General features: G+C 70.8%; 19 protein-coding genes and 1 tRNA gene. 4 read left to right on the plus strand and 16 right to left on the minus strand.

Annotation, left to right across the window (positions count from 1 at the left end):
• The first annotated feature begins 33 nt into the window (after nucleotides 1–33).
• Nucleotides 34–951, plus strand: coding sequence for a LysR substrate-binding domain-containing protein (locus ACUYTF_RS04270; RefSeq protein ID WP_434142946.1), 918 nt, complete (start codon nucleotides 34–36; stop codon nucleotides 949–951).
• A gap of 79 nt (nucleotides 952–1,030) precedes the next feature.
• Here ACUYTF_RS04270 and ACUYTF_RS04275 read toward each other — a convergent pair whose 3' ends face one another.
• The 7 genes from ACUYTF_RS04275 to ACUYTF_RS04305 form a co-directional block, all read right to left on the minus strand.
• Nucleotides 1,031–2,329: an MFS transporter gene (locus tag ACUYTF_RS04275; RefSeq protein ID WP_434143201.1), complete on the minus strand. Its 1,299-nt coding sequence runs from the start codon at nucleotides 2,327–2,329 to the stop codon at nucleotides 1,031–1,033.
• A gap of 288 nt (nucleotides 2,330–2,617) precedes the next feature.
• On the minus strand, nucleotides 2,618–3,754 hold the full coding sequence (locus ACUYTF_RS04280; protein ID WP_449279352.1) for a class I SAM-dependent methyltransferase: 1,137 nt from the start codon (nucleotides 3,752–3,754) through the stop codon (nucleotides 2,618–2,620).
• Nucleotides 3,742–4,164 carry a heat shock protein transcriptional repressor HspR gene (locus tag ACUYTF_RS04285; protein ID WP_434142944.1) on the minus strand — a complete coding sequence of 141 codons (423 nt, stop codon included), beginning with the start codon at nucleotides 4,162–4,164 and terminating at the stop codon, nucleotides 3,742–3,744. Before ACUYTF_RS04285 ends, ACUYTF_RS04280 begins: the two co-directional genes overlap by 13 nt.
• Nucleotides 4,165–4,202: 38 nt before the next feature.
• Entirely contained in the window at nucleotides 4,203–5,177 is a 975-nt protein-coding gene (locus tag ACUYTF_RS04290) for a DnaJ C-terminal domain-containing protein (protein ID WP_434142942.1), read from the minus strand.
• Nucleotides 5,170–5,799: a nucleotide exchange factor GrpE gene (locus ACUYTF_RS04295; RefSeq protein WP_434142941.1), complete on the minus strand. Its 630-nt coding sequence runs from the start codon at nucleotides 5,797–5,799 to the stop codon at nucleotides 5,170–5,172. The genes ACUYTF_RS04290 and ACUYTF_RS04295 overlap by 8 nt, the downstream gene beginning before the upstream one ends.
• Nucleotides 5,800–5,801: 2 nt before the next feature.
• Nucleotides 5,802–7,649 (minus strand): molecular chaperone DnaK, encoded by a 1,848-nt coding sequence (gene dnaK, locus ACUYTF_RS04300; protein WP_434142940.1) that lies wholly within the window; start codon nucleotides 7,647–7,649, stop codon nucleotides 5,802–5,804.
• Between the two features lie 214 nt (nucleotides 7,650–7,863).
• Nucleotides 7,864–9,273 (minus strand): FAD-dependent oxidoreductase, encoded by a 1,410-nt coding sequence (locus ACUYTF_RS04305; RefSeq protein WP_434142939.1) that lies wholly within the window; start codon nucleotides 9,271–9,273, stop codon nucleotides 7,864–7,866.
• 91 nt (nucleotides 9,274–9,364) lie between these two features.
• Between ACUYTF_RS04305 and ACUYTF_RS04310 the strand changes: the two genes are divergently transcribed.
• A complete protein-coding gene (locus ACUYTF_RS04310) occupies nucleotides 9,365–10,117 on the plus strand; it encodes an alpha/beta fold hydrolase (RefSeq protein ID WP_434142938.1) in 753 nt (250 codons plus the stop codon).
• A gap of 64 nt (nucleotides 10,118–10,181) precedes the next feature.
• Here the strand turns inward: ACUYTF_RS04310 and ACUYTF_RS04315 are convergent.
• From ACUYTF_RS04315 to ACUYTF_RS04340, 6 genes are all read right to left on the minus strand, one after another.
• A tRNA-Tyr gene (locus tag ACUYTF_RS04315) sits at nucleotides 10,182–10,263 on the minus strand.
• 78 nt (nucleotides 10,264–10,341) lie between these two features.
• Nucleotides 10,342–14,001, minus strand: coding sequence for an aldehyde dehydrogenase family protein (locus tag ACUYTF_RS04320; protein WP_434142937.1), 3,660 nt, complete (start codon nucleotides 13,999–14,001; stop codon nucleotides 10,342–10,344).
• 65 nt (nucleotides 14,002–14,066) lie between these two features.
• Complete coding sequence (locus tag ACUYTF_RS04325; protein WP_434142936.1) at nucleotides 14,067–14,858, minus strand: ATP-binding cassette domain-containing protein; 792 nt, start codon at nucleotides 14,856–14,858, stop codon at nucleotides 14,067–14,069.
• Nucleotides 14,859–14,862: 4 nt separating this feature from the next.
• A complete protein-coding gene (locus tag ACUYTF_RS04330; RefSeq protein WP_434142935.1) occupies nucleotides 14,863–15,855 on the minus strand; it encodes an ABC transporter permease subunit in 993 nt (330 codons plus the stop codon).
• A gap of 94 nt (nucleotides 15,856–15,949) precedes the next feature.
• Entirely contained in the window at nucleotides 15,950–16,957 is a 1,008-nt protein-coding gene (locus tag ACUYTF_RS04335; protein ID WP_434142934.1) for an ABC transporter substrate binding protein, read from the minus strand.
• Between the two features lie 182 nt (nucleotides 16,958–17,139).
• Entirely contained in the window at nucleotides 17,140–17,694 is a 555-nt protein-coding gene (locus ACUYTF_RS04340; RefSeq protein ID WP_434142932.1) for a YbhB/YbcL family Raf kinase inhibitor-like protein, read from the minus strand.
• Nucleotides 17,695–17,854: 160 nt separating this feature from the next.
• Between ACUYTF_RS04340 and ACUYTF_RS04345 the strand changes: the two genes are divergently transcribed.
• Nucleotides 17,855–18,637 carry a GntR family transcriptional regulator gene (locus ACUYTF_RS04345; RefSeq protein ID WP_434142931.1) on the plus strand — a complete coding sequence of 261 codons (783 nt, stop codon included), beginning with the start codon at nucleotides 17,855–17,857 and terminating at the stop codon, nucleotides 18,635–18,637.
• A 61-nt stretch (nucleotides 18,638–18,698) separates the two neighbouring features.
• Here ACUYTF_RS04345 and ACUYTF_RS04350 read toward each other — a convergent pair whose 3' ends face one another.
• Entirely contained in the window at nucleotides 18,699–19,601 is a 903-nt protein-coding gene (locus tag ACUYTF_RS04350; protein ID WP_434142929.1) for a TipAS antibiotic-recognition domain-containing protein, read from the minus strand.
• 67 nt (nucleotides 19,602–19,668) lie between these two features.
• Here ACUYTF_RS04350 and ACUYTF_RS04355 point away from each other — a divergent pair, with 67 nt between their 5' ends.
• Nucleotides 19,669–20,604: a rhodanese-like domain-containing protein gene (locus ACUYTF_RS04355; protein ID WP_434142927.1), complete on the plus strand. Its 936-nt coding sequence runs from the start codon at nucleotides 19,669–19,671 to the stop codon at nucleotides 20,602–20,604.
• A gap of 154 nt (nucleotides 20,605–20,758) precedes the next feature.
• Here ACUYTF_RS04355 and ACUYTF_RS04360 read toward each other — a convergent pair whose 3' ends face one another.
• Nucleotides 20,759–21,658, minus strand: coding sequence for a metal-dependent hydrolase (locus ACUYTF_RS04360; RefSeq protein WP_434142925.1), 900 nt, complete (start codon nucleotides 21,656–21,658; stop codon nucleotides 20,759–20,761).
• A complete protein-coding gene (locus ACUYTF_RS04365) occupies nucleotides 21,655–22,719 on the minus strand; it encodes a beta-eliminating lyase-related protein (protein WP_434143200.1) in 1,065 nt (354 codons plus the stop codon). The genes ACUYTF_RS04360 and ACUYTF_RS04365 overlap by 4 nt, the downstream gene beginning before the upstream one ends.
• Nucleotides 22,720–22,724: the final 5 nt, after the last annotated feature.

A 22,724-nucleotide genomic window follows, 5' to 3' on the forward strand; every position in this document is an offset into this window, starting at 1 on the left:
CAATACAACTGTGCATGAATGCACAATCGAGGTATGGCAGACATCCGCCCCGACCTCGCCCCCGAAGCACTCATGACGCTGCTCGCCGTCGCACGGCTCGGCCGCTACACTGCAGCCGCCGATGCGCTCGGCGTCAATCACTCCACCGTGTCCCGACGCCTGTCGTCGCTCGAAGCGAGCCTCGGCGACCGCGTGCTGGTGCGCACTCCCGGCGGGTGGGAACCCACCCAGCTCGGTCTCATCGCGCTCCGCGCGGCCGAGGAGATGGAGGCCGCGATGAGCAGGCTCGTCGCGCACGATCGACCCGACGCCGTGGGCGGCCTCGTGCGCATCGCCACTCCCGACGCATTCGGCGCATCGTGCGTCGTGCCGGTCTGCACCGCGCTGCAGAGCACGCACCCCGACATCGACTTCGACGTGCTGGCGGCGACGCAACCGGTGCGACAGCACCGCTCGGGCGTCGATATCGAGGTCGTCGTCGGCAAACCGCATGTCCATAATGCGATCGCGGCGCACATCGCCTCCTACCGGCTCGCGCTGTACGCCACTCCCGCGTACCTCGAGTCCCACGGCGCACCCCGGTCGATCGCCGATCTCGCGCAGCACCGGCTCATCTTCTACGTCGACTCGGCCCTGCAGGTCGACGATCTCGATGCGGCCCGCAAGGGCCTGCCGAAGTCGCTGCCGACCATCAGCTCGACGAGCGTGTTCGCCCACGTCGCGGCGACGGCGGCGTCCGCGGGCATCGGCATCCTGCCGCACTTCCTCGCCCACGAGCACCCGTCGCTCGTCCCGGTGCTGCCCGACGACTACGAGCACCGGGCCGACTATTGGGCCGTCGCACGCGAAGACAATCTGCGCAAACCTGCCGTCGCGCTCTGTCTGCGCGCCCTGATCGACCAGACGCAGTCCTACGTCGACGACAGGGCATCGGCGCCCGCGCTGCCGTAACAGCGTATCGGGGCGGGAGTCCGCCCCGCCCCGATACGCACCGCCGTTCGGTTCCGTCGTCTTCGGGCGGCCGACCGCCCTACTCGCCGTACTCGCCGTACTCGCCGTACTTCGCGAGATCCTCCCGGTCGAGCTCCTTCAGGTCGATGCCCCGGGTCTCGCGCATGACGATCACCGCGACGAGGGAGATCGCGCAGGCGAATGCGAGGTAGATCGCCACGGGTACTCCTGAACCGAATTCGCGCAGCAGGGCCGCCGCGATGATCGGCGCCACCGAGCCGGCGACGATCGACGTGACCTGGTATCCGAGCGAGACGCCCGAGTAGCGCATGCGAGTCGGGAACATCTCGGCCATGATCGACGGCTGCCCGGCGTACATCGTGCCGTGCAGCAGTAGGCCGAGCGTGATAGCGATGACGATCAGCACCGGATTCTCGGTATTGAAGAGCGGGAATGCGATGAAGCCCCAGGCGGCGGAGAGCACGACGCCCGCGCCGTAGACCGGCCGACGGCCGAGACGGTCTCCGAGCCGACCGATGACGGGGATCGCGAAGAACTGGATCGCATGCGCCAGCAGCAGGAAGCTCAGGATCGAGGTCGTATCCATCCCGCGGTGGATGGACAGGTAGGTGATCGAGAAGGTCACGACCAGGTAGTACATGATGTTCTCCGCGAACCGCAGACCCATCGCGGTGAACACCTGGCGGGGGTACTGGCGGAAGACGTCGACGAGCCCGTTCGTGCGCTTCTGACGCACCACCTCGATCTGCTTCGTCTCGGTGAAGATCGGGGCGTCGTTGACCTTCGTGCGCACGTAGTATCCGACTGCGACGATGATCACCGACAGCCAGAATCCGATACGCCAGCCCCACGAGAGGAACTGCGCATCGGAGAGCGACCACGACAGCACCCACAGCACGATCGTCGCGAGGAGGTTGCCGAGCGGGAGCGCGGCCTGCGGCCAGCTCGCCCAGAATCCGCGGCTGTCGTTCGGCGAGTGCTCCGCCACGAGCAGCACCGCCCCGCCCCACTCGCCGCCGACGGCGAAGCCCTGGATGAACCGCAGCGCGACGAGCAGCGCCGGCGCCCAGTACTGGATGGTGTCGAAGGTCGGCAGGCACCCCATGAGGAAGGTGGTCGCACCGACCATGACGATGGCGACCTGCAGCAGGTGCTTGCGCCCGTAGCGGTCGCCGAAGTACCCGAATACCACGCCTCCCAGCGGGCGGGCGATGAACCCGACGGCATAGGTGACGAACGCGGCGATCACTCCATCGAGCGGATCGCCGGTCTGCGGGAAGAAGATCTTGTTGAACACGAGCGTCGCCGCTGTCGTGTACAGGAAGAACTCGTACCACTCGACCACGGTGCCCGCCATCGATGCGATGACGACGCGGCGCAGCGTGCGCTTGAGCGCGCTGCCCGTCTCGACCTGCTGTTCCCTTACGGCCACTGCTACCTCCTTGTAGCTGAAACGTAGATCTTCGACCGACCGAAGCTCACCCCAGCTTCTTGCCTGGGCGCGGGGCTGGCAAGACGATTTACCGCACGTCGTATGTGCATGCACGCACAGTCGCGCGATCTTGCCCTCGGCCGCTTGTGCACTGATCGATCATCATCGAGGGGCGTTCCCGAGAGCGCCGCTGTACAGCGAGCGCCCCAGGGATCACCGGCGCCGCGCCGCCAGCACCGTGTAGGTGCGATCGCGCGCGATCTGCTCGACCGGGCCGACCGTGCGTTCGACGAGGGGACGGTAGCGCAGGTGCGAGTTGAAGACGATGCGCAGTTCGCCGCCCGGCGCGAGCGCGCGGCCGCAGGCCCGGATGAGCCGATGACCCACGCCCGCGTGCACTGCGGCGCCCGTGTGGAACGGCGGGTTCAGCAGGATCAGCTCGGCCCAGCCGTCGGGCACGGCCTCCAGCGCATCGGCCCGGTGGATGTCGATGCGCTCCGCAACGCCAGCCGCTTCGGCGGTGAGCCGGGTCGCGGCGACCGCGGCGACCGACTGATCGGTTGCGAGAACCTGCGCATGCGGCAGCCGCAGCGCCGCCGATACGGCGAGCGAACCGTTGCCGCAGCCGAGATCGACGACCCGGCGCGCGGCGGGCGCCCCGTCGAGACCCGCGAGCAGCAGTCGGCTGCCGTGATCGAGGGTCGCGCCACCGAAGGTCGCGCCGAACGCGGCGACGCGGAAGGGGAGGTCGGGGTCGGTACCCCATCGGGGGAATGGTGCGGGGCCGGAGTCCGAGGCCGGAGCCGAGGCGGTGAGCACGCGGGCCTTGCGCCGCCCGAGCCCGGCGGCCACCTCGTCGAAGTACCGCCCGAGCACCTCGTTCTGGGTGCGCGTCATGTGCTTCACCCGCCCGCCCGCGATGACGCGCACCTCGGGCGTCGCCCACCGGGCGATCGACCACGCGATCTCGTCGAGCGCGTCGAGGCTGCGCGGCAGCTGCAGCAGCACGACGCGGGCGCCCGACAGCAGCGAGGCGTCGAGTCCGTGGGCCGCGATGTCGTCTGAGAGACCGAGGCGCGCCGCATTCGCCGCGACCGCGCGCTCGCCGAGCAGCGGGTCCTGATGGCTGCGCACCCGGCGCGCGCCGAGCACGGCGATAGCGCCGAGCGTCAGCGCCCCGTGTCGGTCGCCGATCACGACGACCTCGCCGGGCCCGGCCGCCCGCACGTCTGCGGCCGCGGTGTCGAGGATCAGTTCGTCGGCCGCGTCGTGGGCCTGCAGCTCCGGCGCATCGACGTCGGGCTTCCGCGAGAGCTGCGCCAGCAGGTGCTCGAGGTTCACGGCCTCCACACCACGACCTCGGCGTTGCGGCGCACACGGGTGCCGCGTCGAAGCGTGACGACCTCGCCGCCCGCAGCGCCGGCCGCGAACACCCGGCGATCGGGCCGCTGCATGCGCTCCTCCGAGAGGGCGCGTTCGAGATCCCTGACCTGCCCCTCGAGCATGCGCACGCGGTCTTCGAGCTGGATGACCCGGCGGATGCCCTCGAGGCTCAGCCCTTCGGCCGAGAGCCGGGCGACCTCGCGCAGACGCGCGACGTCGTGCAGCGAGTATCGGCGGGTGTTGCCCCGCGTACGCTGCGGCGTGACGAGCCCGATACGGTCGTACTGCCGCAGCGTCTGCGGGTGCATCTCGGCGAGCCCCGCCGCCGCCGCGATGGCGAACACCGGAGTGTAGCGATCGAGCTGGGGGTCGGCCATGGGGCTCACCTGTCTTTCATTCGGGGCGTGCCGGGCGCTCAGGCGCCTCGCACACGTGCATACAGATCCTCGCGCGGATTCTCGTTCGGTTCAACGTCGCGGAAGGCCTCGAGGGCCTCGCGCGCCGCGTCGGAGAGGTGCGAGGGGACCACGATCTGGACCTCGGCGAGCAGATCGCCGGTGCCCTTCGCGCTCTTCACGCCGCGCCCCTTGACGCGCAGTACGCGGCCGCTCGGAGTGCCCGGCTGCACGCGCAGCTTCACAGTGCCCTCGCCGAGCGTCGGCACTTCGACGGTCGCGCCGAGTGCGGCCTCCGAGAAGGTCACCGGCAGCTTGAGGCGCAGGTTCTGGCCGTCGCGCTCGAATACGGGGTGCTTGCGCACGTGCACCGTGACGATGATGTCGCCGGCCGAGCCGCCGTTCGGGCTCGGTTCGCCCTTGCCGCGCACCTTGATCTTCTGACCATCGGCGACCCCGGCAGGGATCTTCACCTTGACCGGGCCGCCGGGCGCCTGGAGCGTCACCGTCTGGCCGCCCACCGCCGTCTCGAAGTCGAGCGTGGTCGAGGCCTGGATGTCGCGCCCGGGCTGAGGGCCTCGAGGCGCCCCGCCGCCGAACATGTTGAAGATGTCGTCGTAGCCCTGACCGCCGGTGCGGAACCCGCCCGGCTGCCCGCCGAACTGGGCGCCGCCGCGATGGCCGCCCCCGAACATGCCGCCGAAGATGTCCTCGAAGCCCTGGCTCCCGCCGCCGCCCGCCGTGAAGCGGGCGCCGCCGGCGCCCATGGCTCGGATCTGGTCGTACTCCGCCCGCTCCTCCGTGTCGGAGAGCACGGCGTACGCCTCGCTGATCTCTTTGAATTTGGTCTCGGCCGTGGCATCGCCCGGGTTGGAATCGGGGTGGTACTTGCGCGCGAGTTTGCGGTAGGCCTTCTTGATCTCAGCCTCGCTTGCCGCCTTCGAGACGCCGAGGGTGCGGTAGAAGTCTTTCTCGAGCCAATCCTGACTAGCCATCTGCCCCCACCGCCACCGCTACCTTGGCGGGGCGCAGCTCGACTTCGCCGATGCGGTACCCCCGCTCGATCACGTCGAGCACGACATGCTCCTCGGTGCCGGGGACCGGCACCTGGGCGATCGCCTCGTGCACCTGCGGGTCGAAGGGCTCGCCCTTCTCGCCGAAGCCCTCGAGACCGAGGCGCTCCACGACGCCGCGCAGCTTCTGCGCGATCGTTGCGAACGCCGACCCCTCGACCAGGTCGCCGTGCTGGTCGGCGCGGTCGAGGTCGTCGAGCACCGTGAGCAGCGGCGACACGGCCGCGGCGACCGCGCGCTGCTTCTCGAGCACGGCGTTCGCCTCGGTGCGCTTGCGGTAGTTCGCGTACTCGGCGGTCAGACGGCGCAGATCTTCGAGGTACGACTTCTCCTCGTCCGAGAGATTCTCGTCGGCCTCCGCCGCATCGGCCTCGGCCGCGTCCGCGTTCTGCTCCGCGCCCAGGATGTCTTCGACGGTCAGGCCGTCTTCGGCGTTCTCGGCCCCCTGCTGCGGCACAGGGCCGGAAGAGTTCTCCTCTTCCGACCCTGCAGCAGGAACGTCACGGGGCTCTTCGCCGGGAATGTGCTGTTCCTGTTCAGCCATGGTTACTTCGACTCCTCGTCCTCGACGACCTCTGCGTCGACCACGTCGTCATCGTTCGACTCCTCGGCGGTGGCGCCGGCCTCGGGGGCCTCGGCCTGCGCCTGGGCGTAGATGGCCTCGCCGAGCTTCGTCTGGCTCTGGCCGAGCTTCTCGGACGCGGCCTTCACCGCATCCTCGTCGTCGCCCGCGAGCGCCTGCTTCAGCTCGTCGAGATCGCCCTGCACCTCGGTCTTGACGTCCTCGGGCAGCTTGTCCTCGTTCTCGCTGATGAGCTTCTCGGTCGAGTAGGCCAGCTGCTCGGCCTGGTTGCGCTGCTCGGCGGTCTCGCGGCGCTTCTTGTCCTCGGCGGCGTGCTCCTCGGCTTCGCGCACCATGCGCTCGATGTCCTCCTTCGAGAGGGTCGAGCCGCCCGAGATCGTGATGGTCTGCTCCTGGCCGGTGCCCTTGTCCTTCGCCGAGACCTGCACGATGCCGTTGGCGTCGATGTCGAAGGTCACCTCGACCTGCGGGATGCCGCGGGGAGCCGGCGCGATGCCGGTGAGCTCGAAGGTGCCGAGATTCTTGTTGTCGCGGGTGAACTCGCGCTCGCCCTGGAAGACCTGGATGGCGACCGAGGGCTGGTTGTCCTCGGCGGTGGTGAAGGTCTCGCTGCGCTTCGTCGGAATGGCGGTGTTGCGCTCGATGAGCTTCGTCATGATGCCGCCCTTGGTCTCGATGCCGAGCGACAGGGGGGTCACGTCGATGAGCAGAACGTCCTTGCGCTCGCCCTTCAGCACGCCGGCCTGGAGGGCTGCGCCGACGGCGACGACCTCATCCGGGTTCACGCCCTTGTTGGGCTCGCGGCCGCCGGTGAGCTGCTTCACGAGCTCGGTGACCGCGGGCATGCGGGTCGAGCCGCCGACGAGCACGACGTGCGCGATGTCGCCGACCTTGACGCCCGCCTCGGCGATGACGTCGTTGAACGGCTTGCGGGTGCGCTCGAGCAGATCCTTGGTGAGCTCCTCGAACTTGGCGCGCGAGAGGGTCTCGTCGAGGTTGGCCGGGCCGTTCTCGGTGAGCGAGAGGTAGGGCAGCTGGATCTGGGTGCTCATCGAGTTCGAGAGCTCCTTCTTCGCCTGCTCAGCGGCCTCCTTGAGGCGCTGGAGGGCGATCTTGTCCTTCGAGACGTCGACGCCGGTCGAGTTCTTGAACTGCGTGATGAGCCACTCGACGACGCGCTGGTCCCAGTCGTCGCCGCCCAGGCGGTTGTCGCCCGAGGTGGCGCGCACCTGGATGGTCGAGAAGTCGTCGTCCTTGCCCACCTCGAGGAGGGAGACGTCGAAGGTGCCGCCGCCGAGGTCGAAGACGAGGATGAGCTCGTCCTCCTTGCCCTTGTCGAGGCCATACGCGAGCGCGGCGGCGGTGGGCTCGTTGATGATGCGGAGCACGTTGAGGCCCGAGATCTCGCCGGCTTCCTTGGTGGCCTGTCGCTCGGCGTCGTTGAAGTACGCCGGCACGGTGATGACCGCGTCGGTGACCTTGTCGCCGAGGTAGGTCTCGGCGTCGCGCTTCAGCTTCATGAGCGTGCGAGCCGAGATCTCCTGCGCGGTGTAGCGCTTGCCGTCGATCTCGTCGGTCTTCCAATCGGTGCCCATGTGGCGCTTGACCGACGCGAGGGTGCGGTCGACGTTGGTGACGGCCTGGCGCTTCGCGGTCTCGCCGACGAGCACCTCGCCGTCCTTCGTGAAGGCGACGATCGAGGGGGTGGTGCGCAACCCTTCGGCGTTCGCGATGACGGTGGGCTCGCCGCCCTCCAGCACCGAGACGACCGAGTTGGTGGTACCGAGGTCAATGCCTACTGCGCGTGACATGCGTTCTCCTTCTGCTGCTGTGATCGGCGGAACGGACCGCTTGCGCGACCGACCGTCGTGGTCCCGTGCTCCCGGCCCGGGATGATTTCGCAAGCACCCGAGCAACCTTGAGCCTGATGAACTCAAGTTTACCGACTGCATCGGAGACGTCAAGTTCTCCGCCTCAAACTTGAGTCGATCTCACTCAACTCTCAGCTTGAGCACCCCACGCCGGTCAGCGACCGCTGATGAGGTTCGCGAGGCGCGCGGCAGGGTGCGTGCGCCCGGAGCCGCTGCGATACTCCCGACGGTCGGCGAAACGGTACACGGCGTACAGCGATCGCGCCGCGATCCACCGCAGCGGCTCCGGCTCCCAGTTGCGCGAACGATGCCCGACCCACGGCAGCCGGGTCAGCTCCGTATCCTCGCCGAGGATGAGGTCGCGCAGCGTGCGCCCGGCGAGGTTCGTCGCGGTCACTCCGTGGCCGACATAGCCGCCGGCATGGGCGATCCCTGTCGAAGCATCGAAATCGACCCCCGCGCACCAGTCGCGCGGCACCCCGAGCACCCCCGACCAGCTGTGGTCGAGCCGCACCCCCGCGAGCGAGGGGAACAGCTCGACGAGGCGCGTGCCGAGCTGGCCGACCGTGAAGTCTGCGGTGCGGCCCTGGCGATCGAAGGTCGATGCGAAGTGGTACGGGATGCCGCGGCCGCCGATCGCGATGCGGTGATCGGCCGTGCGCTGCAGATAGGCGAAGCTGTGCGCGAAGTCGCCCATCGTCTCGGCTCCCCGCCATCCGATCGCGGCGAGCTGCGCCTCACCGAGCGGCTCCGTGACCACCATGCTGCTGTTCATCGGCAGGTACCTGCGCCGTTGCCCCTCGAGCGATCCGGTGTAGCCCTCGATCGCCTGCACCACGGTCTGCGCGCGCACATCGCCGCGGTTCGTGCGCACGCGACGCGGCTCGATCGCCGTCGCCGTCGTACCCTCGTAGATGCGCACGCCGAGCCGCTCGACCGTCTCGGCGAGGGCGAGCACGTACTTCGCCGGGTGGATGCGGGCGCAATGGGGGCTCCAGAAGGCGCCCCGCACGTCGGCGACCCGCACGCGCTCGTCGAGTTCGGGCGGAGTCAGCAGATGGAAGTCGCGCCCCGGCGCCCACCCCTCGCGCCCGAGCGCAGCCGCATAGGCCCGCAGCCGCGAGAGCTGCGCGGGGCTCGTCGCCACCTGGATCATGCCGTCGTGGCGCACGTGCTCGCCGAAACCCTCGCGCTCGGCGACCGCGACCCCCTCGCCCACGGAGGCCATCATCTCGCGCTCGAATGCGACCGCCGCGTCGCGCCCCGACTCCCGCGCGTACCGGGCGAACTGCCCCGGCGCCTTCGCGCTGAACCAGCCGCCGTTGCGCCCCGAGGAGCCGAAGCCCGCGAACTCGCGCTCGATGACGGCGATGTCGAGCTCGGGCCGCGCGCACTTGAGATAGTAGGCCGTCCACAACCCCGTGAACCCGCCGCCGACGATCGCGACATCGGCCTCGATCGGGCCCGGAAGACCCGGGCGCGGGTGCGGCCGCCCGGCATCCCGCATCCAGTACGAGACGCTCCCGTTCACGAATTCCGGGGTGACTTCGGATTGCACGACCACGTTCGACTCCTTCGCCCTCATCGGCCTCCGGCGCCCACGACCGGGGTGCCGCACAGCTCGAGCGTAGCTCCGCAGCGGCTAGTGTGGGGCTATGACTCGGCAGGATCGCGAGTATCGTCGCGGAGAGACCACCATGGCCTTCACCGACACGTCGGGGCCCGCGACGCGCACCTTCGTGCTCGTGCACGGCATCGGCATGGGCCGCCTCGTCTTCGACGGCGTCGGCGAGGTGCTCAGCGCCTACGGGCGCGTGCTCGCCGTCGATCTGCCGGGGTTCGGCGACTCCCCCGAGCCCGGCTCGGCCGCGACGCTCGAGGAGACGGCGGCGGAGGTCGCGATGTTCATCCGCCGTGAAGTCGGCGGCCCGGTCGTGCTCGTCGGGCATTCGATGGGCACACAGGTCGTCGCCGAGATCGCGGTGCACCGCCCGGAGCTCGTGTCGGAGCTCGTGCTGATCGCGCCCACGGTGAACGTGCACGAGCGCACCGCGCGGCAGCAGGCCCTGCGCATGCTGCAGGATCTCGGCGGCACCGGCCCGAGGACGCTGCTGCTCGGGCTGTGGGAGTACGCGAAGACGAGCCCGCTCTGGTACCTGCGCAAGCTGCGCTTCATGCTGCACCATCGCATCGAGGCCATCTGCCCGCTCATCTCGCGCCCGACCCTCGTGATGCGCGGCGAGCACGATCGCGTCTGCCCGCGCGGATGGGTGGCGGAGGTCGCGGCGGCGATTCCCAGCAGTGAGATGCGCGAGATCCCGCAGCACGGCCACGAAGCCGTCATCGAGAACCCCGAGCCGGCCGCCTCCATGATCGTGGAGTTCGTGCTGCGGCAGCCCGGCGCCTGAGCGCCCCGGAGGCTCCACACGCGAAAAACCCGGTCAGAATTTCTTCTGACCGGGTTTTCTTCGGTGGCGGATGAGGGATTCGAACCCCCGTAGGCTGTGCCAGCTGATTTACAGTCAGCCCCCTTTGGCCGCTCGGGTAATCCGCCGAAGACCGTGCGAACACGACCAGGAGATTACTTTACCGTGCGACTCCGTCGAACGGAAATCGAGGCGCAGTGACGCACCTACGACTCCAGCAGCTCGTCGAGCCCCGGCACCGGCACGGCGAGCCCGTGACGGTACGCGCGCGCCGCCACCGACTGCTCGCGCAGCAGCGTCAACAGCTCGACCGGCCCGGCCATCGTCACCGGCTCGGCCCACAGCGACACCCGCTCGAGGCCGCCGAGCCATTCGGCCGCACGCACGCGGTCGCCGCCGATCAGACGGATGCGCGGCGCGACGACGCCGCCGGCTCCGACGGGCCCCGCGACCGCGAGCCGTTCGACCCAGTCGCCGTCGTTCTCGAGCGACACCTCGATGCCGACCTGCGAGAGGAACGCCGAGACCGGCGCCGGCAGCACCTCGCCGGTCGACACCGCGATCGGTGCGCGCACGAGAATCGCGGCCGCGATCACGCGCACGAGCTCCGCGAGCGCGCCGCCCTCCGCGAGCCGCACGTGCGTCGGCACCGGCTGGTACCGGAGCACATTGCGCTCGACGCCGAGACCGAGGTCGTCGCGCGCGATACCGAACGACGTGCGCCAGGTGATGGCGTCGGCGAGGGCCGCACGGCGCAGATTGTCGAACTCCTCGTAGCCGATCGAGGGCTGCACCGCTTCGATGAGCAGGCGCACCTCGGGTTCGAGGCCGCGCAGGTGCAGCGTCTCGCTGCGCGTGCCCGAGCGCAGGCTCCATGAGCCGAGGGCGAGCAGTCGGTTCGGGCCGCCGCCGAGGCCGGCGATGCCGATCGCGGCGTCGTTCCAGGCGCCGCCGGGCTGCCGTTCGACGCGCGCATCGCTCGTGGGCCGGTTGATCGAAAGCGACGCCGCCTCGGCGCCCTCGAGCCAGGCGAGCACCTCATCTGAGTCGTACGATTGCAGGCCGGCGACCGCGCCGCCCATCTGCTGCAGCGCGAGCGCGTCGCCGAGCGTGTGCACGTGCGCGATGCCGATGACGGGCACGCCGACGGCGTCATCCCAGAAGGCCGATGACGCCGAAACGCCGGTGCGCACGCCGGGCCGCCACAGCAGCCCCGCGTCGTCGAGCCGCTCGGGCTGCACGAGCCACTCCTCACCGCGGCCGAGCTCGGTCAGCGCGCGCATGCCGGCGGCGCTCGGCGGCACCGGCAGCGGCCCGACGTCGAAGCCGAGCGGATCGGCCTGGCCCGGACGGGAGGAATCGCCGACCCGCAGCTGCCGCACCGCATCGGCGAGACCCTCGCGGAACCGGCGCGACCGGCCGGCGCTGCCGAGCAGCAGCACCCCGCTGATCGATCGGGGATGCGCGCCGGCGCCGATGAACGCGGAGGCCACGACGTCGCGCACGGCCCCGTCGAAATCGGCGGAGGGCGCGACGAGCATCGTTCCGGGGGCGGGCAGGCGGCCGTCGACGCGGAGGTCGGGCCGGTGGCGTACGAGATCCTTCGCGATACCGCGCGCGCCGAGCACCACCGCGCGATCGATGCCGGGCTCGGCGACGAGCCGCGCCAGCGTGCCGCCGGCCCCCGTCGCGAAAACCGGTTCGACGCGCACGACCCCCGCGGGGAGCCCCGCGATCTCCCACTCCTCGAGCAGGGCTCGCGCGGTGGCGGCGATGCGGCTCGGCACCGTCCAGATGACTCCGCTGCCCGCGGCCAGCGCCGACAGCACGGCTTCGGCCTGCACGTCGAGCGGGAAGCTGTCGTCGGCGACGACGAGCACGAGCCCCTCGGCGACGAACGTGGCGCCGAGCACGGCGGAGAGCCGCTCGGCGAGCTGCCCCGAGTAGCGTGCCGTGTCGACGATGTCGCCGATGCGCCGGTCGATCTCGCGCACCGGCGCACCGGTGTCGCGCACGAGGCTCTGCAGCAGCCGGTCGCGCGCGGCGACCGTGGCGAGCGCGAGCCGGCGCAGGCGCACCGCGCGCGTCGCGGCCGGCGTCGCGGCCCAGGCCTCGCCCGCCGTGCGCGCCTGCTCGGCCGCGCGCGCCGGGTCGAGGTCGGCGGGCGACAACGCGATGGTCGGGTTCTCGGCCTCGATCTCCGCCGACTCCTCGGCGGCGCTACGGGCGAGGCCGCGCGCCCATTCCCGGTTCTGCGGCAGGCTCGCGTCGGTGTCGGGCTCGTTCGCGAACCCCGACGCCGAGACCACGGGAATCGCCTTCGGCGCGGCGACGGCGTCGAGCCGCAGCTCGCCCGTCGACCCGCGTGTGAGGCCGAGCACCGCCGCGGTGAGACCGCCCGTGTCGAAGCTCGCCGGCTCGTCGGGGGCGCGGTAGAAGAGCGCGCTGTCGCGCTCGCTCGGATCCCACTCCCGCGCCCGCAGCTGCGTGCGGTGAGAGCGGGGCGCGCAATCGGGCACCGCCTCGACCGCCTCGCCGAACCATTCGCGCTCCTCGGGCAGCGAGGCCTCGCCGGCTTCGAGTCGGGCGACGACCGAGTCGGGGTCGGAGGCCTCGGCGACGAACCCGAGCAGCACGTCGAGCGCGCCGCCGAATTCCTGGGGCGGCACGACCGGGATGAGCACGCGCACCTCGGCGAGGTCGCGCGCGAGCAGCTCGGCGAGCCCCGGCACGATGCCGCGGCGCAGTTGCACGCTGCCGAGCTCGGCGCTGCCGAGCTCGGTCGCGATCTCGGCGACGGCGGCGAGCACGAGCGGATCCTCGGATGCGATGACGGGGCGCAGCGACGCCGCGCGGCCCGGGTGCAGTGCGAGCTCGGCGAGGCGCAGCAGCTGGGTCGTCGTCTCGCGACGCCCTTCGATGACCGGCACGGCGAGGCCGCTGCGGATCGAGGCGATGCGTTCGACGCCCGCGACGCCGGCGACGCCGATGGTGACCTCCGAGGGCGCTCCCCCGTCGGCGAGGCGGCGCTGCGCCCACCGGCTCAGCCAGGAGTACTGCTCGCGCGACTCGGGCAGCTCGGCCATCAGGCGCACTCCGATGCGCACGCTGTCGAAGGCGGGGTCGGCGAGCGCTCGGGCGAGCAGCTCGGGCACGAGCCGGGCCCAGCGCACGCTGCGCGGCGCGATGCACACGGTGGTGCCGTGCTCGCGCGCGGATTCGAGCACGGGGACGATGGCTGCGGCGGCGCCCGCCACGTCGTCCTCCGCCGACCAGTCGGTGCCGCCCGGCGCGAGCCGCTCGGGGTCGACGACGAGGTGCTTCACGATCGCGTGCGTCGCGAGGCCCGCGAGGCGGCCCGCCTCGGCGCGCACGCCGTGCGGCCCGTGCACGGCGTCGCCGCCGGGAGCGAGCACGGGCACGAGGCCCGCCTCGCCGTGACGGCGCAGCACCTCGGCGAGGCCGCTCAGCCGCCCCGGCTTCTCGGCGCTCTCGGGCAGCCGCGCGGCGAGCACGAGGTGCGAGACGCGATCCCTGAGCCACTTGCGGGCCACGGGCATCACTGCCCAGGGCAGTCCGAGCGAGACGGCACCGCCCGTGCGCACGGCGATGCGATCGCGCATGGGCATCGATTCGGGGATCTCGTGCGCCATCTCGCGCAGCCCGAGGGCCGAGGTGAACGCGTCCTCGGTGCCTGCGACGAGTTCGATCAGCCGGCGGGTGAAGTCGAAGCTCTCGGGCTCGCGACTCATCTCGCCGAGCAGCATCGCACGCCCGCCGTCGCGGTCGAGACCCGCGTACCATGCGAGGGCGCGCGCTTCGGCGGCTTCCGCGACCTCGCTCCAGACGATGCTGTCCTCTGCCATGTGCCCACTGTATTGCGGCGGGACGGCGGGAGGGTGGATGCGCGCCGAGAACCTCCGACGCGCCGCTACGCCAGCATGGCGCGGTCGTCGAGCTGCGCGCCCTTGATCTTCGCGAACTCCGCGAGCAAGCCCGGTACGGTCAGCTGCTGCTTCTCCTCCGCCGTTGCCTGGAAGACGATATTGCCCTCGTGCATCATGATGAGGCGGTTGCCGAGCCGGAGCGCCTGCTCCATGTTGTGCGTCACCATGAGGGTCGTGAGCCGGCCCTGCGACACGATGCGGTCGGTGAGTTCGGTGACGAGCGCTGCGCGCTGCGGGTCGAGCGCCGCCGTGTGCTCGTCGAGCAGCAGGATGCTCGGGTGGGTGAAGCCCGCCATGAGCAGCGACAGCGCCTGGCGCTGACCGCCCGAGAGCAGGCCGACCTTCGCGGTGAGGCGGTTCTCGAGGCCGAGCTCGAGCGACTTCAGTTCGTCGCGGAAGCGCTCGCGCTGCGCCTTGGTGAGGGCGGGGCCGAGCCCGCGGGGCTTGCCGCGCCGCACGGCGAGGGCGAGGTTCTGCTCGATGGTCAGCTCGGGCGCCGTGCCCGCCATCGGGTCCTGGAAGACGCGGCCGACGTACTTGGCGCGCTGGTACTCCTTGAGGCGGTTGACGCGGTTGCCGTCGATCTCGATCGTGCCCGAGTCGACGGTGTAGCGCCCCGAGATCGCGTTCAGCAGGGTCGACTTGCCGGCACCGTTCGAGCCGATGACGGTGACGAAGTCGCCCTCGGCAAGGCTCAGGGTGACCCCCGTGAGCGCCCGGCGCTCGTTGACGGTGCCCGCGAAGAAGGTCTTCTGGATATGGTCGATAGTGAGCATGCGGTTACCTCCCCGCGCTCTCGGCGGCGGGTTCTTCGGCGACCGGAGTCGCGTCGTCGTACAGCGAGGGATCGCGGTCTTCGGGCCGTTCGACCTTGCCTCCCCGGTTCTTCCAGGCGGGCACGCGCTTCAGGAAGCCCCAGCGCGGCAGCAGCAGCGCGGCCACCACCAGCAGCGCCGTGATGAGCTTCATGTCGTTCGGGTCGAGGCCGACCTGCAGCGCGAAGAAGATGATCATGCGGTAGAGCACGGCGCCGAAGACGACGGCGAACGATGCGACCCAGATGAAGCGCTGGCCGAGGATCGCCTGCCCGAGGATGACCGAGGCGAGGCCGACGAGGATGAGCCCGATGCCCATGCTGATGTCGGCGAAGCCCTGGTACTGGGCGACGAGCGCGCCGCAGAGCGCGACGAGGCCGTTCGAGAGGGCGAGGGTCAGGATCTTGGTGCGGTCGGTGCTGACGCCGAAGCTCGCGATCATGGGGCCGTTGTCGCCCGTGGCCTGGATCGAGAGGCCGAGGTTGGTGGAGAGGAACCAGTCGACGATGAGCTTCACGATCATGACGCCGACGAAGATGATGAGCATGCTCAGCCAGCTCTTCGCGATGCCCGCGTCCTGCAGCGGCGTGAAGACCGTGTCGGCGCGCAGCAGCGGCAGGTTCGAGGTGCTGACGGCGTCTTCCTTGGTGGTGCCCATGATGCGGAGGTTGATGGACCACAGCGCGATCATGGTCAGGATGCCGGCGAGCAGTCCGTCGATCTTGCCCTTGGTGTGCAGCACGCCGGTGATCGCGCCCGCGACGAGGCCGGCGGCGCCGCCGACGAGAGTCGCGAGCACGGGGTTGTGGCCGAGCGTGATCATGGCGCCCGCGGTCGCGGCCCCCGTGGTGAAGCTGCCGTCGACGGTGAGGTCGGGGAAGTTGAGTACTCGGAACGTCAAATAGACGCCGAGCGCCATGACGCCGTAGATGAGGCCGAGCTCGAGCGCACCGATCATGCCGCGATCCTATTCCTATTTCGGGAGAACGTCGAAGCGGGCGACCGATCCGGCCGCCCGCCCGACGCATACGCGGTGACCCGCGCGTCTCCGACTATTCGACGATGTCCGCGCCCTCGAGCAGCGAGTCGGGCAGCGTGACGCCCATGCGCTCGGCGGCGCCCGGGTTCACGGTGTTGGCGAGCACCTTCGCGAACTCGACCGGGGTCTTCGCGGGGTCGGCGCCGTCCTGCAGGATCTTGACGGCCATCTCGCCGGTCTGCTTGCCGAGCGCCTTGTAGTCGATGCCCATCGTGGCGATGGCGCCGCCCTCGACGGTGCCGGCCTCGGCGGCGATCACGGGGATCTGCTTCTCCTCCGCGACCTTCACGAGCGATGCGACGCCGGTGACGACCATGTTGTCGGTCGGCACGTAGATCGCGTCGACGTCGCCGAGCGCCTCGGTGGCCTGCGCGATATCGTTCGCGGTGGTGACGGTCTGGGTGACGATCTCGATGCCCATGCCCTCGGCGACGGCCTCGGCGTCCTTGACCTGCACCTCGGAGTTGACCTCGCCCGAGGCGTACACGATGCCGACCTTCTTGGCGTCGGGCACGAGCTCGGCGATGAGGCCGAACTGGCCCTCGAGAGCGTCGGCCGGGACGGCGTCGCTCGTGCCGGTGACGTTCGAACCGGGCGCGTCGTCCGAGTCGACGAGCTCGGCTTCGACCGCGTCGGTGACGGCGGTGAAGAGCACGGGCTTGTCGGCGATGGCCTGGGCGGCCGCCTGGGCCGAGGGCGTCGCGACCGCGAGCACGAGATCGACGTCGGAGTCGGCGAAGCTCTGCGCGATGGTCACCGCGTTCTGCTGCTCGCCCTGAGCGTTCTGCAGGTCGAACTCGGCCTTGATGCCGGCGTCGTCGAAGGCCTCCTGGAAGCCCTCGGTCGCGGCGTCGAGCGCCGGGTGCGGCGCGAACTGGCTGATGCCGATCTTGTACTCGGCTGCGCCTGCACCGCCCTCGGCGGTATCTGCGCCGCCCGAGCAGGCGGTGAGGGTGAGCGCAGCAGCTGCGGTGATGCCGGCAATCGCGAGCGCACGGCGGCGGAACGAGGTCTGTCGCATGTGTATCTGGTCCTAACGGTGTCAATTCACGACGGTCATAGCTGATTCGGGCATGAATCGACCGCTCTGAAGAATCGTAGACCCCGACGGCGCGTTTCCTCGCACCGCGGCGTGCTTCGTAACAGAGCCGTTGCCTGCGCGTGCAGCGATCCCTGTCCGATCTCGACAGGGATCGCCGGGCGTCAGGCCGCCTGCCCGTACTCGCCGGTCGCGACGATGATCGCCCGCCCGACGACGGCATCGCGCATCGTGAAGCCCATGACGGCGGGCGTCGCCTGCGGGTCGATGTCGATGCGCTCCACGTTCAGCGCGTGCACGACGAACCAGTAGTGGTGCACGCCGGTGCCCTCGGGCGGTCCGGCGCCCGTGAACGCCGGTTCGCGCATCTCGTTCGGCATCGTGATGGCGCCCTCGGGCAGCAGCTCGCCGCCCGGCGCACCTGCGCCCGCCGGCAGGTCGGTGACGTGCGCCGGGATGTTCGCGACGGCCCAGTGCCAGAATCCCGACCCGGTCGGCGCATCGGGGTCGAAGCAGGTCACGGCGAAGCTGCGGGTCTCGGCGGGGAAGCCCGACCAGCTGAGCTGCGGCGAGAGATTCGCCCCGCCCGCGTAGTCGGCGTAGACCTCGGCGGGCAGCGGTTCGCCGTCTTGCACGTCGGTGCTCGACAGGGCGAACCCCGGCACCTCCCGCATGCCTGCGTAGGGGTCGATCCTGCCATGGCTCGGCCGTTGAGTCATCGTGAGCTCCCTCCCTCGTGCGGCGCGCGCGGCCTTGCGCGCGCATCTCGACTCAAGCCTAGAGGCCGGGGGCGGTCGGCGCCCGGTTTCCCGCAGATATACTGGGGTTTCGCACGTACGATCGCGTACGGAAACCGCTCCGAGGAAGGTGAGGACCGAAGTGGCGTCAACAACCGGATCCGACCGCGCCCGCTCGACTCTCGCCTATCTCCGCCGGAAGATCACGACGGGCGAGTGGGAGGTCGGCAGCCGGATCCCGATCGAACCCGAACTCGCCGAGCAGACCGGCGTCGGCCGGTCGACCGTGCGCGAAGCGGTGCGATCCCTGGCGAGCATGGGGATGCTCGAGACGCTGCCGGGCCGCGGCACCTTCGTGCGCTCGGCCTCGCCGACCAGTTCGCTGCTCAACGAGTTCCTCAACGACTTCACCCTCGAGGAGATTCTGAGCTACCGCCGCGCACTCGAGATCGAGGCGGCGCAGCAGGCCGCCATCCATCGCACCGATGAGGATCTCGCCGCGCTCGAGCTGGCGGCGGAGGAGGAGATCGGCTGCACCCGCTGCCCCGTGCTCGGCCTCGCCGAGGGCAGCGACAACAACGCCTTCGACAGCAAGTTCCACCGTCTCGTGTTCGACTCGGCGAAGAACCGACTGCTCGCGTCGCTGTACGCCGGCATCAACGACAAGCTGCGCACCCCCGAGCACCGCGGCCGCCTCGCGAACGTCGCGACCGGCGCTGAGATGGAGCGCGACCACGCCCGCGTGCTCGACGCGATCCGCCGCCGCGACTTCATCGACACCGTGCACGCGATGGTCGACCACGTCGACCACGACGTCGTCATCGTGAACGATCACTACGAGGTCGTGCCGCCGCTCACCCGCACCCCCGAGCAGCAGCAGCGCATCTCGGACGCGTGGGACGCGCAGGAGAAGACGCAGGTCTGACGCCGGCGGGCCCCGCCGTCCGGCCGCTCGCCCGCGCGGACGTCGGGGCCGGCATCGGAGCTCAGTCGCCGAGGTAGGCGGTGAGCGCGTCGCGCACGAGCTCGGCCCCGGCACGGCCGCCGTAGTTCGCGGCGAAGCGCTCGTCGGCCACGTACATCTCGGCGAGGCCGCGCACATAGCCCGCGAGATCGCCGCCGGGAGTCGCGGCCGGAGTGCCGGGCACGCCGCGCAGCCACTCGATGTGCCGCGCGGCCAGCTCCTGCGCGCCCGCGCCCGTCGGGTCCTCTCCCCGAGCGGCGGCCGCGCTCCAGTCGGCGGCGAGCTGCGCGGTCCGCTCCTGCCAGGCGCGGCGCTCCTCGTCGCCCATCGCCCGCCACCAGCGGTCGCTGCGCGCGTAGGCGTCCTTCCCCCACCGCGCCTCGACCTCCTCGCGGTGCTCGGTGTGGTCGAATCCGTCGAACATGTTCTGGGACATGAGGTCCCCTCCTTCTTCTCGTGCTTCGTCTCGTGCTTCGTCTCGTGCTTCTCCGGGCGCTCCCCCGGGCTCCCGGACGCGACCCCGCAGCGCCTCGATGGTGCGGCCGACCGCGCCGATCTGCGCGTCGATGCGGTCGCGCTCCCGGTGCAGCAGCTCGAGGTGGGAGGCGAGGATGTGCGCCTCGGCCGCCTCGGGGTCTGCGCCGTGCGCGGCCCCCGCATCCTGCGACGCGAGCACCTGCGCGATCGCCTCGAGACCGAGGCCGAGTTCGCGCAGCAGCAGGATGCGCTGCAGCCTGACGAGCGCGCGGTCGTCGTAGTAGCGGTAGCCGTTCGCGCCGACGCGGCTCGGCGGCAGCAGGCCGATGCCGTCGTAGTGGCGCAGCGTGCGCGAGGTCGTGCCCGCCGCCTTCGCGATGTCCTGGATCGAATGCTCGCGCCCCATGACGGCCTCCCGCTCCGCGGCCGGGACCTTCCCGGCGCTCATCTCACGGTAGAGGTTGACGTTACGTCAATGTCAAGAGCGTACGGAACGGAGCCTTTACGATTGACGGGTGAGCGCACCCAAGATCCTGCTGTACTACGTCTTCGCCCCCGTCGCCGACCCCGAGGCCGTGCGACTGTGGCAGCGGGAGCTCTGCGAATCGCTCGGCCTGCGCGGCCGCATCATCATTTCGAAGCACGGCATCAACGGTACCGTCGGCGGCGAGATCGACGCCTGCAAGCAGTACCTGAAGCGCACGCGCGAGTACGCGCCGTTCGCCGAGCTCGAGCCGAAGTGGAGCGACGGCACCGGCTTCGAGACCCTCGAACCCGAGCTGCTCAAGGGCGTCGACCGCACCGCGCCCTGGCGGCGCATCGCCGACTTCCCGAAGCTCAGCGTCAAGGTGCGCGACGAGCTCGTCGCCTTCGGCCTTCCCGACGAGACCGTCGTCGACGCGAACGGCGTCGTCGGGGGCGGCGAGCACCTCTCGCCCGCTGCCGTGAACGCGCTCGTCGCCGAACGCGGCGACGACGTCGTCTTCTTCGACGGGCGCAACGCTTGGGAGGCGGAGGTCGGCCGTTTCAAGGGGGCCGTCGTGCCCGACGTGCGCACCACCCACGGCTTCATCGAGCAGATCGAGTCGGGGGCCTTCGACGATCTGAAGTCGAAGCCCGTCGTCACCTACTGCACGGGCGGCATCCGCTGCGAGATCCTCTCGGCCGCGATGCTGAAGCGGGGCTTCGAGGAGGTCTACCAGGTCGACGGCGGCATCGTGCGCTACGGCGAGGCCTTCGGCAACGCAGGCCTCTGGGAGGGATCGCTCGCCGTATTCGACGGGCGCGAGACCGTCGACTTCGCGGGCGAGACCGCCGTGCTCGGGCGCTGCGCCGTCTGCGGCGAGCCCTCCGCCCGGCTGAGCGACTGCCCGGCGCCGCAGTGCCGCGAGCGCTTCGTCGCCTGCGACGCCCACGCCGGCGCCTTCTGCACCGCGCACGCGCGCGCGTAGGGCGGGCTCCTTGCCGGCCGACCGCTCGGCCGGCGCCGCCCGAACTTCGGCTCTCACCCGTCGTTCGGATGGAAAACGCCGATCCGCTCCGAAGTTCGGGTGAGAGCCGAATGACGGGTCGGACATGCGGGCGGGTCAGCCCGCGGCGCGCGTCTCAGCCGGCGGTACGCGTGCGCATCGCGAGCTCGACGCCGCCGGTGACGTCGGCCCGCTCGAGCGAGACCGAGATGGCCGCGAGCGCGCCGACCTCGTCCACGTGGGTGCCGCCGCAGGCGATCTCGACGCGCCCCTCGGGCAGTTCGCACACCCAGCGCCGCCGCGCCGACAGGCCGAGCCCGTCGCGTTCGATGCGCACGGCGCCGCCCGCCGCGACCCAGCCCGCGAGTCGCTCGTTGGCGCGCGCAGCGATGCCCTCGAGGTCGTCGAGCGCATCGACCGAGAAGCCCTTGCGCCGCAGCGACTTGCCGATGCGGTAGACGTCGACCGAACCGAACGGCTCGATGCGCGACGACTGGATGGCGAGCGCGTCGAACGCCGGGCTGCCGAGCGCGTCTGCCGCGACCGGCTTGGTCCAGGCCTCGGCGAGGGCGGCGTCGAGCGCGAGCGCGGCCAGATGGCAAGCGGTGTGCCCGGCCGAGAGTGCGGTGCGCAGCGCGGCGTCGGCCTCGATCTCGACGGTGGCCCCGACCGCGGGCGCGGGGCCCACGATGACGTGCACGACGCAGAAGACCCAGCCCTCGGTGCCGGTGCGCACGGGCACGTCGGCGCCGATGCTGAGGCGGCCCTCATGGGCGGCGCCCACGACGGCGCGGACGATGTCGACGGTCTCGGCCCCGAAGCGCATCACCCCCGTGTCCGAAGGCTGATCGGGCCAGGCGGTGTCGACGGGGTGGAATGCGGTGCGGTCGACCACGACCCCGAACTCGCCGCCGTCGAGCGGCACGACGTGGGTGACGGTGCCGGTCGACGTCGTCGCCCCGGCCGGGTAGAGCACCTCGGTGTCGAGGGCGATCGCGGGGTCGAGGGCGACGGCGCCCGCCGAGTGCCCGATCATGCGAGCTCCGCCCCGAGCGCGGCGAGGAACGCATCGATGTCGCCCTCGGTCGTGTCGAAGCCGCAGACCCAGCGCACCTCGTTCTTCGAGGCGTCCCAGTCGTAGAAGCGGAACCGCTCGCGCAACCGGTCGGCGACGCCGTCGGGCAGCGTCGCGAACACCGCGTTCGCATCGGTGGCCTGGGTGAATCCGACTCCGGCCAGCTCTCCGGCGGCGATGCCGGCCTCGATGCCGTCGCGCAGGCGCCCGGCCATCGCGTTCGCATGCCCCGCGTTCCGCAGGTAGAGGTCGCCGTCGAGCAGCGCGAGCAGCTGCGCCGACACGAAGCGCATCTTCGAGGCGAGCTGCATCTGGTTCTTGCGCAGGTAGATGAGCCCGGGTGCGGCCTCGGGGTGCAGTACGATGATCGCCTCGGCGCCGAGCGCGCCGTTCTTCGTGCCGCCGAACGAGAGCACGTCGACGCCGACGTCGGTCGTGAAGGCGGCGAGCGGCAGCCCGAGCGATGCGGCGGCGTTCGAGAGGCGAGCGCCGTCCATGTAGACCCGCATGCCGTGCTCGTGCGCGTAGTCGCAGATGGCGCGCAGCTCATCGACCGTGTAGAGGGTGCCGAGCTCGGTCGACTGCGTGAGGTAGACGACGAGCGGCTGCGCACGGTGCTCGTCGCCCCAGCCCCACGCTTCGGCGGCGATGAGCTCGGGCGTCAGCTTGCCGTCGGGGGTCGGCACCGGCAGCAGTTTGATGCCGGCCGATTTCTCGGGAGCCCCGCCCTCGTCGACGTGGATGTGCGCGGTCGCGGCGCAGATGACCGCGCCCCACCGCGGCAGCATCGCCTGCAGGCCCACCACGTTCGCGCCGGTGCCGTTGAAGACCGGCCACACCGTCGCCCCCTCGCCGAAGTGCTGCACGACGACCTCGCCGAGCCGGGCGGTGTAGTCGTCTTCGCCGTAGGCGACCTGATGGCCGCCGTTCGCGACCCCGATCGCCGCGAGCACCTCGGGGTGCACGCCAGAGTAGTTGTCGGAGGCGAATCCGCGCAGGGCGGTGTCGTGCAGCTGATCCATCCGGT

Source organism: Leucobacter sp. GX0328, assembly GCF_053567315.1.

Bases quoted from the DNA above. Each gene is read 5' to 3' on its own strand.
- ACUYTF_RS04270 (WP_434142946.1), top strand. From the start codon at position 34: ATGGCAGACATCCGCCCCGACCTCGCCCCCGAAGCACTCATGACGCTG.
- ACUYTF_RS04275 (WP_434143201.1), bottom strand. From the start codon at position 2,329: ATGGCGGGCACCGTGGTCGAGTGGTACGAGTTCTTCCTGTACACGACA.
- ACUYTF_RS04285 (WP_434142944.1), bottom strand. From the start codon at position 4,164: ATGGCCGACCCCCAGCTCGATCGCTACACTCCGGTGTTCGCCATCGCG.
- ACUYTF_RS04290 (WP_434142942.1), bottom strand. From the start codon at position 5,177: ATGGCTAGTCAGGATTGGCTCGAGAAAGACTTCTACCGCACCCTCGGC.
- ACUYTF_RS04295 (WP_434142941.1), bottom strand. From the start codon at position 5,799: ATGGCTGAACAGGAACAGCACATTCCCGGCGAAGAGCCCCGTGACGTT.
- dnaK (WP_434142940.1), bottom strand. From the start codon at position 7,649: ATGTCACGCGCAGTAGGCATTGACCTCGGTACCACCAACTCGGTCGTC.
- ACUYTF_RS04310 (WP_434142938.1), top strand. From the start codon at position 9,365: ATGACTCGGCAGGATCGCGAGTATCGTCGCGGAGAGACCACCATGGCC.
- ACUYTF_RS04320 (WP_434142937.1), bottom strand. From the start codon at position 14,001: ATGGCAGAGGACAGCATCGTCTGGAGCGAGGTCGCGGAAGCCGCCGAA.
- ACUYTF_RS04325 (WP_434142936.1), bottom strand. From the start codon at position 14,858: ATGCTCACTATCGACCATATCCAGAAGACCTTCTTCGCGGGCACCGTC.
- ACUYTF_RS04330 (WP_434142935.1), bottom strand. From the start codon at position 15,855: ATGATCGGTGCGCTCGAGCTCGGCCTCATCTACGGCGTCATGGCGCTC.
- ACUYTF_RS04335 (WP_434142934.1), bottom strand. From the start codon at position 16,957: ATGCGACAGACCTCGTTCCGCCGCCGTGCGCTCGCGATTGCCGGCATC.
- ACUYTF_RS04340 (WP_434142932.1), bottom strand. From the start codon at position 17,694: ATGACTCAACGGCCGAGCCATGGCAGGATCGACCCCTACGCAGGCATG.
- ACUYTF_RS04350 (WP_434142929.1), bottom strand. From the start codon at position 19,601: ATGAGCGCCGGGAAGGTCCCGGCCGCGGAGCGGGAGGCCGTCATGGGG.
- ACUYTF_RS04360 (WP_434142925.1), bottom strand. From the start codon at position 21,658: ATGATCGGGCACTCGGCGGGCGCCGTCGCCCTCGACCCCGCGATCGCC.
- ACUYTF_RS04365 (WP_434143200.1), bottom strand. From the start codon at position 22,719: ATGGATCAGCTGCACGACACCGCCCTGCGCGGATTCGCCTCCGACAAC.